This window comes from Crateriforma spongiae, assembly GCF_012290005.1.
Taxonomy (GTDB): Bacteria; Planctomycetota; Planctomycetia; order Pirellulales; family Pirellulaceae; genus Crateriforma; species Crateriforma spongiae.
The window spans coordinates 371,461-385,705 of record NZ_JAAXMS010000007.1 but is presented as its reverse complement, the minus strand read 5'-3'; the positions used below and the strand labels follow the sequence as shown (position 1 = coordinate 385,705).

Annotated in this window: 10 protein-coding genes; 8 read left to right on the top strand and 2 right to left on the bottom strand. The window is 57.3% G+C overall.

Going from position 1 to position 14,245, the window contains the following annotated elements; genetic code table 11:
- Positions 1 to 13 precede the first annotated feature (13 nt).
- The 5 genes from fucP to hemG all read left to right on the top strand — a co-directional run bounded on the left by fucP (position 14) and on the right by hemG (position 8,050).
- Positions 14 to 1,453 carry an L-fucose:H+ symporter permease gene (gene fucP / locus HFP54_RS19730; protein WP_168566483.1) on the top strand — a complete coding sequence of 480 codons (1,440 nt, stop codon included), beginning with the start codon at positions 14 to 16 and terminating at the stop codon, positions 1,451 to 1,453.
- A gap of 39 nt (positions 1,454 to 1,492) precedes the next feature.
- The gene (locus HFP54_RS19725) at positions 1,493 to 3,091 is read left to right on the top strand and encodes an alpha-L-fucosidase (RefSeq protein WP_168566482.1); all 1,599 of its coding nucleotides are present in this window, start codon (positions 1,493 to 1,495) and stop codon (positions 3,089 to 3,091) included.
- Between the two features lie 295 nt (positions 3,092 to 3,386).
- A complete protein-coding gene (locus HFP54_RS19720) occupies positions 3,387 to 5,162 on the top strand; it encodes an arylsulfatase (RefSeq protein WP_168566481.1) in 1,776 nt (591 codons plus the stop codon).
- 202 nt (positions 5,163 to 5,364) lie between these two features.
- Positions 5,365 to 6,501, top strand: coding sequence for a TIGR04053 family radical SAM/SPASM domain-containing protein (locus HFP54_RS19715; protein WP_168566480.1), 1,137 nt, complete (start codon positions 5,365 to 5,367; stop codon positions 6,499 to 6,501).
- A 4-nt stretch (positions 6,502 to 6,505) separates the two neighbouring features.
- Positions 6,506 to 8,050, top strand: a complete 1,545-nt coding sequence (hemG, locus tag HFP54_RS19710) for a protoporphyrinogen oxidase (protein WP_168566479.1) — start codon at positions 6,506 to 6,508, stop codon at positions 8,048 to 8,050.
- A gap of 59 nt (positions 8,051 to 8,109) precedes the next feature.
- Here the strand turns inward: hemG and HFP54_RS19705 are convergent, their stop codons facing one another.
- The gene (locus HFP54_RS19705) at positions 8,110 to 8,610 is read right to left on the bottom strand and encodes a cell division protein FtsH (RefSeq protein WP_168566478.1); all 501 of its coding nucleotides are present in this window, start codon (positions 8,608 to 8,610) and stop codon (positions 8,110 to 8,112) included.
- A 279-nt stretch (positions 8,611 to 8,889) separates the two neighbouring features.
- Between HFP54_RS19705 and rpmG the strand changes: the two genes are divergently transcribed.
- Both rpmG and recJ read left to right on the top strand, forming a co-directional pair.
- Positions 8,890 to 9,054: a 50S ribosomal protein L33 gene (gene rpmG, locus HFP54_RS19700; RefSeq protein ID WP_145293718.1), complete on the top strand. Its 165-nt coding sequence runs from the start codon at positions 8,890 to 8,892 to the stop codon at positions 9,052 to 9,054.
- 75 nt (positions 9,055 to 9,129) lie between these two features.
- Positions 9,130 to 10,890: a single-stranded-DNA-specific exonuclease RecJ gene (recJ, locus tag HFP54_RS19695; protein ID WP_168566477.1), complete on the top strand. Its 1,761-nt coding sequence runs from the start codon at positions 9,130 to 9,132 to the stop codon at positions 10,888 to 10,890.
- A 93-nt stretch (positions 10,891 to 10,983) separates the two neighbouring features.
- Here recJ and HFP54_RS19690 read toward each other — a convergent pair whose 3' ends face one another.
- Positions 10,984 to 13,212, bottom strand: coding sequence for a S8 family serine peptidase (locus tag HFP54_RS19690; protein ID WP_168566476.1), 2,229 nt, complete (start codon positions 13,210 to 13,212; stop codon positions 10,984 to 10,986).
- A 303-nt stretch (positions 13,213 to 13,515) separates the two neighbouring features.
- On the opposite strand from HFP54_RS19690, the gene HFP54_RS19685 reads away from it, so the two are divergent.
- Complete coding sequence (locus tag HFP54_RS19685) at positions 13,516 to 14,211, top strand: hypothetical protein (RefSeq protein WP_168566475.1); 696 nt, start codon at positions 13,516 to 13,518, stop codon at positions 14,209 to 14,211.
- The last annotated feature ends 34 nt before the right edge of the window (positions 14,212 to 14,245 follow it).

The following is a 14,245-nucleotide window of genomic DNA, read 5'->3' as shown; positions in this document are numbered from 1 at the left end:
AGGCTTATGACAGATGGCCGATTCCACCGTCCCGGTCGACTCACCCGTCCCATCCCCAGCGACCGCCGAAAGTGAAGCGACGGTCGTCCCATCGAAGTTCTTGTTTCCATTCATTTTGGTCACGTCATTGTTTGCCCTGTGGGGCTTCGCCAACGATGTAACCAATCCGCTGGTCAAAGCGTTCAAAGAGATCTTTCTGATCAGCAACGCTCAAAGCTCGTTGGTGCAAACGGCTTTTTATGGCGGTTATGCAACGATGGCGATCCCGGCCGCGTTGGTCATCCGTCGGTTTTCGTTCAAGACGGGGATCCTACTGGGCCTAGGGCTGTATGCGATCGGCGCCCTGTTGTTCATTCCCGCCAGCATGAACATGCAATTCGGTTTGTTCCTGGTCGCACTGTACGTGTTGACGTTCGGCTTGGCCTTTTTGGAAACCACCGCCAACCCTTACATTCTTTCGATGGGGCCACCGGAAACGGCCACACGACGTCTGAACCTGGCCCAAGCGTTTAATCCCATCGGTTCATTGACGGGGATGATTGTTGCCAGCCAATTCATCCTGCCCAACTTGCAAGTCGCCGATTTTCGCCAGCAGCAAGTCGACGCAAACCCGGCTTATCAGGAAATGCTTCCCAGCGAAGTCGACGGTTTGGTCACCCAGGCACTGGAAGACTACAGCGTTGCAAACCCGACCGAACACCAAGCCATGCAAGCGCACGACTTGGGCGTTGTGCGTGTCCCCTATGTGGTGATCGGCGTGGTCGTGATCGCCGTCCTATTGGTTTTCGCAATTTCGAAAATGCCGGACACCGGACGCGAACATGAACAGATATCACTGGGCAAACTGACATTGAAACTGGCGACGTTCCGCTATCTGGGCGGGGTGTTTGCTCAAGCGTTCTACGTCGGCGCACAAATCATGTGTTGGACGTTCATCATTCACTATGGAATGACACTATTGGGGATGACGGCGGCCGAAGCCCAACGCCACAACATCGCCGCGATGATCATCTTTTTGACCAGCCGGTTCATCTGCACCTTCATCCTGAAATATCTCCGCCCGGGATTGCTGTTGGGCATCCTGGCGATCGGCGGGATGCTGCTGACCGCGGGAGCCATTTTTGTTCAAGGCTATGCGGGGATCTATTGCCTGGTCGGCGTCAGCGCCTGCATGTCACTGATGTTCCCAACGATCTATGGATTGGCACTGGATGGCCTGAATCCGGAAGACGGCAAACTGGCGTCGGCCGGCCTGATCTTTGCCATCGTCGGCGGTGCATTGATGCCGCGTTTCCAAGGCCAAATCATCGACATGAACGCGTTCAACTTTGCCGGAATGGAACTGGAATCCGTCCGTGTTTCCTTTGTTCTGCCGCTGATCTGTTTTGTCGTCATTGCCATCTATGGATTTGCAATGTCGATGACCCAGCGTCCCACCAGCACATCCGCCTAACCTGTTTCCCCCTATCCAGAACGACAAGAGAACTTTGTCATGAATAAAACCCTTTTCGGTGCCGCCGTTTTGCTCGGCACGCTCGCGTCGCCAGTTTGGGGCCAGGACGCGACCACGCACCCCGAATTAGCGCCGCATCCCGCCGTCGCCCCGGCTGTTGAAAAAATCGACCAGGCTGCAAAGGACGGTCCATTCCAGCCCGAATGGGACTCGCTATCCACCTACAAAATCCCACAGTGGTACAAAGACGCAAAGTTCGGGATCTTTATCCACTGGGGTGCCTACAGCGTGCCGGCCTTCGGCAGTGAATGGTACCCGCGTCAGATGTACATCGATACGAAACGCCGCGGTGACAACTTTTTCGAACATCACCGTGAAACCTATGGACCACAAAAGACTTTTGGTTACAAGGATTTCATCCCAGAATTCAAAGCCGAAAAGTTTGACGCCGCCGCATGGGCCAAGCTTTTTAAGGATACCGGTGCACGCTATGTGATCCCCGTCGCCGAACACCACGACGGATTCCCCATGTACGACTGTGCGTTCACCAAATGGGACGCTTCGGAAATGGGACCGCACCGTGACGTGATCGCCGAACTGGCCGATGCCGTCCGTGCCGAAGGCCTGCACTTTGGGCTCAGCAGCCACCGCGCTTTCAACTGGCAGTACTACGTCCGCAGCGAAGATTACGACAACGCAAACCCCGAATTCGCAGGTTTGTACGGTCGCCCGATGCCTTTCTTGTTCAAGCCCGGTGCCGACAAGTATCAAGAGAACTTTGAACCGCACGACGACCAATTCAAAGATGATTGGTTGGCACGCACCTGCGAACTGGTCGACAAGTACCAGCCGGAAGTGATGTGGTTCGACTTTGGAATCGCTCCTCGCGTTATCGAATCTTACGACTCCAATCCCTTTGCCGATCACCTGAAACGTTTTGCCGCGTACTACTACAACAAGACGTCCGGCGACGACGACAGCTTGGGAATCATCAACTACAAGTTCCAAGCGTTTCCCGAATCGGCTGCGGTTTTGGACAAAGAACGCTCCAAGATGGCCGGTATTCGTGAACCGTTCTGGCAAACCGACACGGCGGTCAGCGCCAGTTCGTGGGGCTACACCCAGAACCAGAAATACAAGACGCCGGATCGCTTGGTCGACGACTTGGTGGACATCGTTTCCAAAAATGGTTGCCTGCTGCTGAACGTCGGTCCGCGTCCCGACGGCACCATTCCCGAGGAAGATCAAGCAATCCTGAAAGCGATCGGCGGATGGCTGAAGATCAACGGCGAATCGATCTACGGCACCGAATTCTGGTCCACCTTCGGCGAAGGCCCGACGACAGTTTCCACCGGTCACGTTTCGGAATCCAAAGACAAGCCGTTCACCGCCGAAGACGTTCGCTTCACCAAAAAGGGCGACGTGATCTATGCGACGATCATGGATTGGCCGGAATCCGGTCAAATCAACATCCGCACTTTGGCTGCGGGATCGGAACACTGGCCCGGACAAATCGAATCGATTGAATTGCTGGGATCCGAAAGCCCCTTGGAATACGACCGCACCCAGGAAGGGCTGAAGATCACGTTGCCTGAAAAACGTCCCTGCGATTACGCCTACGTTTTCAAGCTCCGCTAAGTGATGAAACAGTCGTTCGATTGAATTCAGTCTAAATTGAATGCCATCGAAACGTATCTGCTGAAACAGCATCGCGTCCTTGGTTCTTGCCAAGGACGCTTTTTTTGTGCCTAGCTGGCCTTCAGGCGGCGACCGCATGCGCCGTTACCCCCGATCAACGCGTCCGCACTGACCGTCGGTGGCATGGCTAAACTGTGTGATTCACATCAACGAAATCAGTCACCATTGCGTCGGGAACGCCATGCATCGATGCCATCCCGTTCAGGGCAAACTATTCTTCGAATCGCGACTTCCGTTGCTCTTTCGAAGCTTCGCTCATTCCAAATTCGCGTTTTTTGCCGCGTTGTTGGTTTTATCAACGCCACCATGCCTGGCTGATGCCGGCGCGCGTCCCAACGTCGTGGTGATTTTGACAGACGACCAGGGTTGGGGGGACCTAAGCGTTCATGGAAATCGCAATCTAAGCACACCCCACATCGATTCGTTAGCTCGCGACGGCGTCACGCTGGAACAGTTTTTGGTCTGTTCGGTCTGTGCCCCCACACGTGCCGAGTTCTTGACCGGTCGCTATTACCCACGAACCGGTGTCAGCGGCGTAAGCACAGGCCAAGAGCGTCTGAATCCAGACGAATTCACGATCGGCGAACTCTTCCAAGATGCGGGTTACGCCACGGGAATCTTTGGCAAGTGGCATAACGGCACGCAGCCTCCCTATCATCCCAACGACCAAGGCTTTGACGAGTTTTACGGTTTCACTTCCGGCCACTGGGGACACTATTTCAGTCCCCCACTGGAACACAACGGCACGATGGTGCGCGGCAACGGTTACGTCGCGGACGATTTTACCGACCACGCGATTGAGTTCATCCGCAAGCATCGTGAGCAGAAGTTTTTCTGCTATTTGCCGTTCAATACGCCGCATTCGCCGATGATGGTCGACGACCGGTTCTACGACAAGTTTGAAGATGCCGCGATCGATCCACGACATCGCGATCCACAGCGTGAAGACTTGGCGATGACGCGGGCGGCACTGGCGATGTGCGAGAACATCGATTGGAACGTCGGGCGACTGCTATCGGAGATCGAAGGCTTGCACCTGAGCGAACAAACCATCGTCGTGTTCTTTTGCGATAACGGGCCCAATTCGTATCGCTTCAATGGTGGCATGAAGGGCAAGAAGGGATCGATCGATGAAGGTGGCGTGCGCAGCCCCTGTTTCATTCGTTGGCCGGGCCAGATCGATGGCGGACAGCGAATCGAACACCTAACAGCGGCGTTGGACCTGATGCCAACGCTGGCCGAATTTGCCGGGATCGACTGGCAACCGCCGAAACCGATCGACGGAAAAAACTTGCTGCCACTGTTTCGGCGATCACAAGGCGCATGGCCGGAGCGAACAATCTTCTCCATTCGAGGCAACCAAATCAGTGCGCGCACCGACCGTTTTCGATTGGATGCGAAGGGGCATTTATTCGACTTGCGGCAAGATTTGGGTCAGACGACCGACGTGGCATCACGACACCCCGATTTGACCACCAGACTGAAGAAGCAAGCTGCGGAATTCGGCGAATCCATGCGACAGGCATTCGACGCCAATACGGATCGCCCCTTCACTGTCGGCTATCGCGCAAAGACGCGACTGCCCGCGCGGGATGGAACGCCACACGGATTGATTCGTCGCAGTTCCAAAGCGCCGAACAATTCATTCTTCGTCAATTGGGTCGATGCATCGGATCACATTGATTGGCCCATCGATATCGGCCAAACGGGCCTATACGAAGCGGTCGTCCACTACACCTGCGCTCCGTCGAACGTCGGGGTGCGCATCGGCGCCGCTGCAAACGATGCCAGCACGTCCGTTTTGGTGTCCGTCGCTTTCGACCCGCCGCTTTATGCGAAGCCCAAGGAACGCGTCAAAGAGTCGCACTACTTTGTCAAGGATTTCCGCGCCCTTTCGCTGGGGACGTTGAATCTAACCCAAGGTCGCACAACGTTGCGGCTGTTTGCATCGGAGCCGCAGGGACCGGGAATCATTGACGTTCACTCAGTGGAATTGAATCGCATCGACTGAATCGGCGGTGCATGCGTTCGCTTCTGCGATGCCTGTTCATTTTCATCTTGAATGACTTATCAGGAATTTCCCGTGATCGCGTGACAATGTGACGCACGAAAAACACAACTTTGAATCTGCCTATGCTGCAGGATTCTTCGATAGGATTGTTGGTCTCAGCATTTGATTTCCATCGCGCCGGGCCACATCCTTAGGATCCGTCATGATCGCGCCCTTTCGCCCCAGTTCGAATCCTCTGCACCAACGAACACGAGCGTCGTTCGATCACAGCCCGATGCTGTGTTTCTATGAAGTCACGCGGGCCTGCGATTTGGTTTGCCAACACTGCCGTGCTTGCGCGCAGCCCAAAAGCGATCCTGGCGAATTGACGACGGCGGAATCAAAACTTCTGATCGACCAGTTGGCCCAATTCCCCCAGCCACCGATGTTGATCTTGACCGGTGGCGATCCGCTGAAACGCGCCGACCTTTTTGAACTGATTCGTTATGCCGTCGAAAGCGGTTTGGAGGTTTCGATCACCCCCAGCCCGACACCGCTGGTCACCGCGGAAGCGATTGGACGATTGCGAGATGCCGGGATTTCACGGATGGCGATCAGCATTGACGGCGCGGACGCGGCGACGCATGACGCCAACCGAGGCGTTTCGGGAAGTTATGAACACAGCATGCGAATGCTTGCCACCGCCGCCGACCTTGGTGTCAGCACCCAAATCAACACCACCCTGACGCCTGCCAATGTGGACCAGATCGAAACCATGGCAGACCAGTTTGCCACGGTTCGCACGGACATGTGGTCGGTGTTTTTCTTGATCCCGGTGGGACGCGCCGCCGAAAGTGATCGTCTGAACGCCGATCAATGCGAAGCAGCTTTTGAACGACTGTATCAGCAGTCACTGAAACAGCCTTATCGCATCAAAACCACCGAAGCGATGCATTACCGCCGCTTCATCATTCAGAAGCATGCCGCGAAACGTCGCCGCGAAGGCAAATTGGATGACGAAACGACGCGTCCGTTCATGCCGGCGGGAATCAACGACGGAAAAGGCGTGATGTTCGTCAGCCACATCGGTGTCGTTCATCCGACCGGCTTTCTGCCGGTGACCTGTGGTGTGTTCCCCCGGCAAAGCGTCGTCGACGTTTACCAGAATTCACCGGTCTTTCAAAAGCTTCGCGACGCCTCCTACTTGGAAGGCAAATGCGGCTGCTGTGAATTCAACAAGATTTGTGGCGGTTCGCGTGCCCGCGCCTATGGCGTGACGGGCAACATGTTCGCCGAAGATCCCGACTGTTGTTATTTCCCATCGTCGGTTCGCCGATCCGACGACGAATCACAGGATTGAATCCATGACGCAATCCAAAGCTCCCAAACGCATCGCCGTCATCGGCGGTGGCATGACTGGCCTGGCCGCAGCCCACGAATTGGTTACCAACGGCAACAACGTCAAAGTCACCGTGTTTGAATCGGGTGATCGTGCCGGCGGTGTCATCCAAACCGTTCGGCAAGATGGATTCTTGATCGAAGGCGCCGCGGACAACTTCATCACCACTTCGCCGGTTGCGGTCAAGCTTTGTCATCAACTGGGCCTGGGCGATCAATTGGTCGGCACGACACCCGGACGCGAAGGCGCGATGGTGATGCGTCGCGGAAAGCTGGAACCGATTCCCGCGGGTTTCACCGTGATGGCACCGTCACGAATCTGGCCGATCCTGGCATCCAAGATTCTTAGCCCCTGGGGAAAACTTCGCAGCGGCGTTGAATACTTTCTGCCGCGTCGGCGAGACGTCGAAGACGAGTCCCTGCAGGCTTTCGTGTGCCGACGTTTCGGTCGAGAGATGTTTGATCGCTTGGTGCAACCACTGGTCGGCGGAATCTATACCGCGGACCCCAATCGGCTAAGCGTCGCAGCAACGATGCCGCGTTTCATGGAAATGGAAAAACAGTACGGCAGCCTGATTCGTGGCATGCTGCGTGAGCGCAAAGCCAGACCGAAAGCCACCGCCAACTCTCGTGGTGCACGCTACAGCATGTTCATGACGCTGAACGGCGGCATGAGTCGGTTGGTCGACGCCTTGGTGTCCAGTCTTCCCGAGGGCACCTTGCGTTTGAACAGTCCCGTGACAGACATCGTTCGCGACGGGATGCATTGGTCGCTTCAAGTCGATGCTGGTAAACAACCTTGGGAACAGTTTGATTCGGTCATTGTCGCCGCACCCGCGGGACCGGCATCACAACTGTTGTCAAAGGTTGATGTCGATGCCGCGGATGAGATTGCGGAGATCCCGTATGCCAGCTGTGCGGTGGTCTCACTTGCGTACAAGCTGGACCAAGTCGGCGAACCGTTGAACTCGTATGGGTTTGTCGTTCCGATTGCCGAAGATCACTTCATTTTGTCTTGCAGTTTTTCCAGCCTGAAATATCCAGGCCGGGCGCCCGAGGACAGCGTGTTGATGCGGGTGTTTATCGGCGGCGCATGCCAAAGCGGCCTGTTGCGGATGCCCGATTCGGAACTGATGGAATTGGCACACTGGGAACTTTGCAAGACGCTGCGTATCAGCGGTGATCCGTTGATGCGACACATCAAACGCCAAGTTCACGCGATGCCGCAGTACCACGTCGGGCACAACCAGCGGGTGCAAAAGATTCGCGACCGCCTGGCTGCCTTTTCGACACTGACCGTCGCGGGCAGTGCGTACGGCGGCGTCGGCGTGCCCAGTTGCATTGAAAGCGGCAAAAGAGCGGCTCAACAGATCTTGGCCGCGACCGAAGCCCCCACCGATGTCTGGGAGCTACGCGATTCATCCGTATCACAGCCGGACGAAAACAACGGGAACGAACTGGGCGATGAAACCATGGGTGATGAAACCAAACGTGAACTGATCGAACATTGATTCACAGGCTTTTCTCGGCGGCCGCCCGGTTCACCGGTGCCCCGGTCGAAGCCCGATGGTCAACCACCGTATCGCCCCCAGAACCCCACGATCTGTTGCACAGTTTCGCCATCGACGAACTCGTGCGTTAAAAGCTGATCGGCGATTTCTGCCAAAGCAGCCCAGCAATCGTCGCGACGTAGGATTCGATCGAGTTGTTGCAGCGACTGAACCAAAATCGCCTGTGCCCGCTGCGGGTCCCCGGTCAGGGCAACGGCCATCGACCGGGCCATCATCCAATCGGCCGCCCAGGGTCCGAACATGGACGGATCAACATCACCACCGGAGTAAATCATTTCGGCGGCCGGTCCGGCCAACAAAGCAACAATCTCGCGTTGCCGCTGGAAATCCGCGTTCGGATCGACCGGGCCCCAGTTGATACGACAATCGCCGAACCGTTCGGGTAACCACGAATCCGCTTCGCCGCCCAGCTGGACGGACTCGATTTCACCCCCCAAAGCGTGGGCGACGACCGCATGCCCGGCCTCGTGATAAGCGGACAATTCTTCTTCGCAATCCATGACGCCGCCGCCAATTCCAGCGGCCCCTGACTTTCGGGCGGTTGTCCTTGGGTGGCAAAATCAGCGATTGGACGCCCAACGGCCGGTGCGAAGAGACTGACCACAGAGGCCCGGGAAACATTTCGGCTTGCTGAACCACCACCGTGTCAGGCATACTGTGCCGCTTTGATCTGCTGCCGGCAAGGCGGCCAATGATCGATCCATTGATTCGGCCCACGCACTATTCGCGGTCTTGCCGGATCGGCTTCCCCCATCCCATTCCCCCGATTTTCCCGTCCTATGGCGAAGAGCAAGAAGAAAGCAGAGACCATTTTTCTGGTCTGCGAAGAAACCGGCCAGTACAACTATTCGCTGAAGCGTAAGCCCGGTGGCGAAAAGCTGCGTTTGAAGAAGTACAACGCTTCGCTGCGCAAGCACACCTGGCACGTCGAAAAGAAGAAATAGTTCAGCATCCTTACGCATCGATGGCGAACGCTTGTCACGGTGCGTTTGGAATCTTGGCGGTCGGAGTGATCAAGGATGAAACGAGCTTGGCGTGTGGTCCCGCACGATTCCGCACGCGTACAACGACTCGCAAATTCTGCCCGACTGCCCGCCGTGGTGGCCCAATTGATGGTCAGCCGCGGCATCTACGATGGAGACGCGGCCAAGCAATTCTTGGACACGCGGCTTTCCGGGCTGCGCGATCCTGACGGGCTGCCCGGGATCGCCGAAGCGACCGAGCGGATCATGCGGTCGGTCAAAAATGATGAACCCATCGTCGTTTACGGTGACTATGACGCCGACGGAATGACCGGAACCGCCATCTTGGTCAACTGTCTGAATCTGATCGGGGCCCGCGTCAGCTATCACATCCCCAACCGCCTGGAAGACGGCTATGGGTTGAACGCCGATGCGATTCGGAAACTTGCCGATCGCGGAAAGCGACTGATCGTCTCCGTCGATTGCGGCGTGACCAGCGTCACTTGCGCCGAATTGTGCAAGGAACTTGGTGTCGGCTTGGTGATCACTGATCACCACCAGATGGACGACCAATTGCCCGATGCCGATGCGATCGTCCATCCTCGATTGCCTGGCACCGCATATCCCTTTGGTGAATTGTGCGGGGCCGGCGTTGCCTTCAAATTGGCATGGTCACTCTGCCAGGCTCACTGCGGTGCCAAGAAAGTCAGCGACCGGATGAAAAACTTTCTGATGGATTCGCTGGGATTGGCAGCCATCGGAACGATCGCGGATGTTGTGCCGCTGTTGGACGAGAACCGGATCCTGGTCGAACACGGATTGAAAGTCCTGAAGAATCGCCCGCGTCCGGGCTTGGCAGAAATCATTCGCCGCAATGGATTGGACCGCGGCAGCACGATGACGACCGAAAATGTGTCCTACACCCTGGCACCTCGGTTGAACGCGGCGGGACGGTTAGGACAAGCACAGTTGGCCGTGGAATTGATGACCGCAACGGATCCCGATCGCATCGCCGCACTGGCCGAGTATCTGGACCAATTGAACGGCACAAGGGAATCGTTACAGCGAAGCGTTTATCTGGCGGCGAACAAGCAGATCGCCGACCAGTTTGATGGCGAAAATGATGCGGCATTGGTGCTGAACGGCGTGGGATGGCATCAAGGCGTCATCGGGATTGTCGCCGGTCGCCTGAGCGACAAGTACGCCAAACCCGTGATTGTGATTTCCATGGATTCCGCCGGTCGCGGGGAAGCGGTCGGCAGCGGGCGCGTGGGCGGCACCAATATCGATTTGCATGAAGCGTTGTCCAATTGCAGCGAACGATTGGTGCGTTTCGGCGGCCACCAAGCGGCGGCGGGCATCACCATCGAAGAACGTCAAATCGATGCCTTTCGCGGCGACTTTTGTGAAGCGGTCGCCCGGCAATGGTCCGAACGCGATGTTACACCGGAGATCGTGATCGACGCCGAAGCCCCGCTGACGCAGTTGACGCTGGAAACGATGAAGCACATCGACATGATGGCGCCGTTCGGTGCCGGCAATCCACGTCCGATCTTGATGGCTCGCGACATCCGCTTGGACCAGCCCGCACGACGAATGGGTGGCGGCGATCGACACTTGACGGTGACGCTGCGACAGGGGGAACGCACCATCCGCGGTGTCGCGTTCGGCTGTGGTGATTGGTGCGACGAGCTTAACGCTTGCGAAGGTCCAATCGAAGTCGCCTTTCGCCCGGTGATCAATGAATTCCGTGGCTATCGAAACGTCGAAGTTCAACTGGTCGACTGGAGACCGTCGGAGACCTATGCCCCGGTCTAAGCTGGCGATCATTTAGGTCACAGATTGGTCAGGTCGCAGATTGACCAGGCCACTGTGAAAGCAGACGGGCGATCACCACGCGTTGCCCTGATTTCAAAAGCCCAGCTGTTCAAAGACGCGGCGGGTGGCATCTTCAAAGCGTTCATCGTCTTGATCGCTGACATCCAATGGGACTGGTGCCGCTTGAGGCGTGAAGCCCAGCGGCAACGACACCGGTTGAAAATTTTCGAACGCATCCACACGGTCGAATCCGCGTGCGATCCGTGTCGCACCGTCGACGGACGTCCATTGCGTCAGTCCCGCGGCAACATGCCACTGACTTTCTGATTCGTTGGAATAGATCTTGGCAATGTCGGTGCCGCCGCTGGCGGATTCCGCCGTGACGTTTTCAAAATAACGTGCGCTGACCTGGTAACCACCGCTGCTGACCATGCTGCGTGTGGGTGAAATTGACAGGACATCGTCGCCAACACTGTCGTACAGTTCCGCGGTGTCATGACCGCCCGCCGTTGCGTAGGCCGAAACCGATTCAAAACCGTACGCCGACTGAAACAGGCTAGCGCCCGACGAATCGGTTCCACGCAAACTGGTGAATCCAGGCTGCACCACCAGTGTGTCATCGCCATCAGAATCGTACAGATACGCGGCATCGTTTCCGCCGGCGGTCGCGTGCACGTAGGTGCGAACGACGTCGCGCACATCAAAACGAAACCCCACGCCGGACAACACCGCGTCGCCGCTGCGCGATTCCAGCAAATCATCACCGCTGGAATCGTACAGGGTCGCACGATCCGATCCGCCGCCTCCCTCGAACTGGACGTCTTCAAAACCGCGTAAAACGATTTCGACGCCGCCGGCGATCAACCGGCTTTCCACATCGGAATTCGGGTCCGCCGATAACCGCAATCGCTCGCTACCGACGGATCCCAGAATTTCCAATCGGTCCGAACCGCCTGCGGCATCTAAAAAGATCTGGCCGTCTTGATCGGTCAGCAAGTACGCCTGCTCCGATCCGTCGTGGTTTCGGACATTCAATGACATCCCGTCGCGCAAGTCCAACGAGAATTGCTGTGACTGATGATCCGTCGTGACTTGGCTAGCCGATACCGCTGTTTCACCTTCGCCACCATCATCGCCTTGGTGTGAACCGCCAGAAGGTTGCAGACCGTCTAGCGCCGACTGCAAATCGATCGAGTAATAGGTCAACCCTGTTTCGGCGTCTTGATGCTCCGATGCATGATCTCGTAATCGCTGCAGGACATCATCGGCCGTCGGTTCCAGACCGGATGCGATCATGGCTTCGCGAATCAGAACCGTCGCTGCCGCAACTTGGGGCGTCGCCATGCTGGTCCCGCTTAGTGCGGCATAGTCGTCGACGGTGCCATCCCAACCGAAGACGTGATCGGGCACGGCGCTGCCTTGGCCTTCACCCGGTGCCGCTAAGATGCCGCTTTCCCGCTGTGCGAAATCACTGATTTGCCCACCGTCATCGATGGACGTTACAGCGATCACGTTGGGGCTGGATGCCGGATACAGCAAGTCCGTGGTCCCCGGCGTGATTTCATCGTTGGCGTAGTAGTTTCCGGCAGCAGCGAAGACCAAGATTCCGTCATCGTGCAATAGCTGCAGTTCGTCTTCCAGAATGCCAATGGCGTAGTCGCGATTTGCATCGTTCAGCGCAGCGCCGATCGACAGGTTCACCGTCGTGATCGGGTGCTCGAAATCGTTCTGGGAATCGTGGACCCAACGAAGTGCCGATTCGATCCACTCCAGACTGCCCGCTCCGGAATCGTCGAAGACGCGCAGGGCCACCAAATCTGCTTCCGGTGCCATCCCTGATAATTCAGAACTCTGCCCGGCCAACAAACCCGCGACATGAGTGCCGTGGTACCCGGCAGGCCCATCGTCATATGGGTCCGCGTCGTCTTCGGCAAAATCCCATCCGCCGACAACTCGATACCCCGGCCCGATCCCGACGCCTTGGCCCGGCGAGGTAAACGCTTCGTGATCCCAAGCGATGCCGCTGTCGATCACCGCGATGGTCTGGCCGTCGCCGGTCAGACCGTACGTATCACGAAGGTCAGCCGCTTGATCCAAAAGGGAATGATCGGACGCCGGTGACAGGGTGCCTGACGAATCCATCGGCAATGGAACGTCGGACACATCGTGTGACCCTAGTCCGTCTTGAATCAGGTCGGCCGTGGCCGCCGCCGCCAGGCTGGCCGAAAACGCCAGCCGGGTTTCACACTGGCGGATCCCATCGGTCGTGGGAAGCAGGGCCAGCGGCAATCGGCGGGAAGGAGTCTGTGATTTTCGCGTCACGGCGATCTGCAGGGGCGTTGGGCGCGGTGGCGGCGTGCCCCACCTATCGCGATAGGCAGACGCGCCGAAGGCGGACTGTTCACGAAAACGTAGGACGCACAGTCGTGCAAAAGTTTCCTAACCGGACCTTCGCCAGATCCGATCGACTCCGCCGGCCGGCATGTCCGATTCAATGATTGAATCCGTCAAAACCGGACCCCGCCGACTTGCCATACCGCATGGTTTCAGGATCCAAGTCGGCCCGTCCCGCATTCGGTTTCCTTTGCAACTGCTGTTCGTTGGGATTTGTGGAGTAATCAGGCGATGTCGCTGTTGAAGATCTGGAACTATTTCCGCAAAACCGATGTACCGGAATCGGCGTCCTCGGCCGCCAGGCCGGCGGAAGCAGCGGTTGTGACTTCCAAAGCGGCTCCGACCGCTGAACGCGGGGCCGACGCCCGCGCGATCGGCGATCGCACCGACGTCGCGGTTTCACAACCGCAACCGGCAAAACCGAAAACCAAGGCGGTCACCAAATCCATTCGCGCGGCTCAAAGCCGTCACAGCGTGCTTTGCAAGAAGCTCCGCAAGTGGGTCAAAGCGGAAACGCCCGCCACCCTGCGAGTCTTGGAAATCGGCGTCGGTGATGGCCAGCGTGCCGAAGCGGTTCTGTCGACGCTGATGCAAACGATTCCCGCCGAATCGATCACCTATTGCGGCGTCGACACGTTCGAAATGGGCGGCAGCGATCTGACGCTGAAAGACTTTCACCGCCAGATTCGTGGACTGGGAATTCAGCCGCGTCTGTTCCCGATGCCGACGACCTTGGGGCTAACGCGGGTCGCACACTCACTGGGCCAGTGTGATGTCATTTTGGATTCCCAAAATTTTCACGCCGGTGAAGATGCGAAGAAGCTGACCGCAAAGCTGGCTTCGGACGCATCGCTATGGCTTGCCGACGTGGGAAACGATTGGGTAGAAGTTAACGGTGGTGGCGACGCATCGAAACGTGCCGCCTGATCACCGCTGCGGCACGCCTTGGACCAAAGCACTC